2 protein-coding genes are annotated in these 3641 nt (G+C 64.0%); both read right to left on the bottom strand.

Going from position 1 to position 3641, the window contains the following annotated elements; all coding sequences use genetic code 11:
- Window positions 1-85 precede the first annotated feature (85 nt).
- On the bottom strand, window positions 86-2404 hold the full coding sequence (rnr, locus tag EN925_RS27885) for a ribonuclease R (RefSeq protein ID WP_127385622.1): 2319 nt from the start codon (window positions 2402-2404) through the stop codon (window positions 86-88).
- Between the two features lie 6 nt (window positions 2405-2410).
- The coding region (locus tag EN925_RS27880) for a topoisomerase C-terminal repeat-containing protein (protein WP_206632975.1) at window positions 2411-3641 on the bottom strand (1231 nt) is incomplete at its 5' end.

Raw genomic sequence — 3641 nt, 5'->3', positions numbered from 1 at the left:
CGCTTCATCGCCGTCCACAGCGGGCGTGCGGCCCGGCCCGAGTGATGTTCTCCGCCGAAAACCTGTTCTTCCATGGCTGTTGTCATCATCGTCTCCTGCCGCGCGAACCCGGTCGCGATTGCGACGCGCGGGCGCGGCCCTTGGCCTTGTGAAACGACCGCTTGGAGCCCGGCAGAGGCTTTGGGTCGGTCAACATCTCGAAGCGCATTGCGCCGGCCATCGGCGCCACCTCGATAAGCCGGACCTCGACGCGGTCCGCGAGTTGGTAGCCTTTGTCAGAGCGTTCTCCGAACAGGGAGCGAGCCGTTTCATCGTATATATAGTAATCGCCGCCCAGAGTTGACACCGGGATGAAACCATCCGCGCCATACTGCGGCAATTGGACAAATAGTCCTGATTTGGTGACGCCGGAGATGCGGGCATCGAAGCGGTCATCGACGCGTTCGGCGAGATAGGCGGCGATCAGACGGTCGACCGTGTCCCGCTCGGCCGCCATTGCGCGGCGTTCCGTGCCGGAGATCAGCACCGCGACATCTTCGAGCCGTGCCGCTTCGTCCTGCGTCAGCCCACCCGGACCCAGTCCGAGTGCGGCAATAAGTCCGCGATGCACGATCAAATCGGCATAGCGGCGGATCGGCGAGGTGAAATGGGCGTAGCGGCGGAGGTTGAGACCGAAATGGCCGATGTTTTTTGGCGAGTATTCGGCCTGGCTCTGCGAGCGCAGCACCACTTCGTTGACAAGGCCTTCATTGTCGGCGCCGCGCACGCGCTCCAAAATGCCGTTGAACTGGCTTGGCTGCATCTGCGCGCCGCGCGCCAGTGACAGGCCCAATGTCTGCAGGAACTCGCGCAGCGATTCCTGCTTGGCGAGCGACGGCGCGTCGTGGACGCGATAGACCAGCTCCTGCTTCTTCGCCTCCAGCGTCTCGGCCGCGGCGACATTGGCCTGGATCATGAATTCTTCGATGAGCTTGTGGGCATCGAGCCGCTCCGGCACGATGACGCGGTCGACGGTGCCGTCCGGCTTGAGTACGATCTTGCGCTCCGGCAGATCGAGTTCGAGCGGCTGGCGGCCATCGCGGCCGCGCTTCAGGATCGCATAGGCGTCCCACAGTGGCTTCAGCACGGTTTCGAGGATCGGGCCTGTCTTGTCGTCCGGCGCGCCGTCGATCGCCGCCTGAGCCTGTTGGTAGGCGAGCTTTGCCGCCGACTTCATCATGACGCGATGGAAGGTGTGCCTGAGCTTGCGGCCCTCGGCCGAAAAGATCATGCGCACCGCCAATGCCGGCCGGTCCTGGCCCTCGCGCAGCGAGCAGAGATCGTTGGAGATGCGCTCGGGCAGCATCGGCACGACACGATCCGGGAAATAGACCGAGTTGCCGCGCTTCAGCGCTTCGCGGTCGAGTGCAGTGCCATAGCGCACATAGGCGGCGACGTCGGCGATCGCCACGGTGGCAACCACGCCGCCGGGGTTCTTCTCGTCGAGATCCGGCGTGGCGAAGACGGCGTCGTCATGGTCCTTGGCGTCGGCCGGATCGATGGTGACCAGCGGCAGGTCGCGCCAATCCTCGCGATGGTCAAGCGTCGCCGGTTTGACGGCTTCGGATTCTGCGATGACGTCGGCCGGGAAGATATGCGGAATGTCGTGCGCATGGATGGCGATCATAGAGACCGCCTTTTCGCTGGTTAGAGAGCCCAGCACGTTGAGCACCTTGGCTCTCGGCAAGCCGAAACGGGAGGCTCGCGCCGGCTCGACCTCGACCAGGTCGCCATTCTTGGCGCCGTTCTGGAATTCCTTGTCGACGATCAGTTCGGGCTGGCGCCGTTCCACCGGTTCGATGCGGAAGGTGCCGTCCTGCAGGATGCGAAAGATACCGAGCACGGCATCGGTACGTTTTTCGAAAATCTTCACCACCCGCCCGGTGTAGGCGGGGCCGCCCAGGGCGACGTTCGTGTCGTCGGCCGGAAAGGTCTTGGCCAGCACGCGGTCGCCAATGCCGGGCGCCGGTCCACTGCCACTGCGCGACAGGCGGATGGAAACGATCGGCGGCGGCCCATTGGCTGTGTGTTCGGTTGGGCGCGCCAAGAGCACGCCATCGGCATCGCGGTCGAAAATATCGAGGACCGTGACATGGGGCAGGGCACCGACGCGGGCCAGCCCCTTGCGCTCCTTGGTGAGGACGCCTTCGTCCTGCAGGTCGCGCAAAATATCCTTCAGCCAGATGCGGTCGTCGCCGCGCAGCGCGAACGCCTTGGCGATGTCGCGCTTGCCGGCGCGATCAGGATTTTCGGCAATGTAGCGCAGGATTTCGTCACGCGACGGCCGATAGTCGTCCTTGACCTTGGCCCTGGTGTCGGCGGTGCGCGGATCGCCGTGGGTTCTGCCGGTGATCTTGCGCGCCACGCTGTCCTACCCTTTTTTCTTCGCGGCCGGCTTCTTCGCAGCCGGCTTCTTGGCGGCTACTTTCTTGGTTGCCGGAGCTTTGGCCGCGGCCGCCTTGCGGAACGGCTTTTTGCCGCCGCCGCCCTTGGCTTCCTTCTCGGCAATCAGCGCCAGCGCATCCTCCATCGTCACCGACTGGGGATCCTTGCCCTTGGGCAGCGTAGCATTGACCTTGCCGAAATTCACGTAAGGCCCGTATTTGCCGTCGCGCACGACGATCTTGCCGCCGCCATCGGGGTGGTCGCCGAGCTCCTTGAGCGCAGCGGCCGTGCCGCCATTGCGGCCACCCTTGCCCTTCAGCTGCTTCTCGGCGATCACCGACACGGCGCGGTTGAGGCCGATCGAGAACACGTCCTCGATGCTTTCGAGATTGGCATAGGTGCCGTCATGCAGCACGAACGGACCGTAACGGCCGAGCCCGGCCGAGATCATCTTGGCCGTTTCCGGATGCTGGCCGACATCGCGCGGCAATGACAGCAGCGCCAGCGCCTTTTCGTGGTCGATCGACTCTGCCGTCCAGCCCTTGGGCAGGCTGGAGCGCTTGGCTTCCTTGCCGTCGCCGCGTTGCAGATAGGGGCCGAAGCGGCCGCTGCGCAGCGTGATTTCCTCTGACGTATAGGGATCCTTGCCGATAACCTTGGTGCCGTCTTCGCCGCCGCCATTCTCACCATTGGGGTTGGCGGCATCGCCGAGCTGGCGGGTGAAGGAGCATTCGGGATAGTTGGAGCAGCCGACGAAGGCGCCGAACTTGCCGAGCTTCAGCGACAGATTGCCGGTGCCGCATTTCGGACAGATGCGTGGGTTCGAACCGTCCTCGCGCGCGGGGAACACCAGCGGCGCCAGCTCTTCATTCAGCGCATCCAGCACGTCGGTGACGCGCAGTTCCTTGATGTCGGCGACGGCGCCGGAAAAATCCTTCCAGAAATCGCGCAGCACGTCCTTCCAGGCGAGCTTGCCGTCCGAAATCTCGTCGAGCTTTTCCTCGAGGGACGCGGTGAAGTCGTACTCGACATAGCGCTTGAAGAAGCTTTCGAGGAAAGCCGACAGCAGCCGGCCCTTGGCCTGCGGCACCAGCCGGCGCTTGTCGATGGTGACATAGTCGCGGTCCTCGAGCGTCTTCAGGATCGCCGTATAGGTAGAAGGCCGGCCGATGCCGAGCTCTTCCAGCTTCTTGATCAGCGACGCTTCGGAGTAACGC

This window comes from Mesorhizobium sp. M7A.F.Ca.US.006.04.2.1 (genome assembly GCF_004022915.1).
Taxonomy (GTDB): Bacteria; Pseudomonadota; Alphaproteobacteria; order Rhizobiales; family Rhizobiaceae; genus Mesorhizobium; species Mesorhizobium ciceri.
This window is presented reverse-complemented; position numbering and strand designations above follow the sequence as displayed.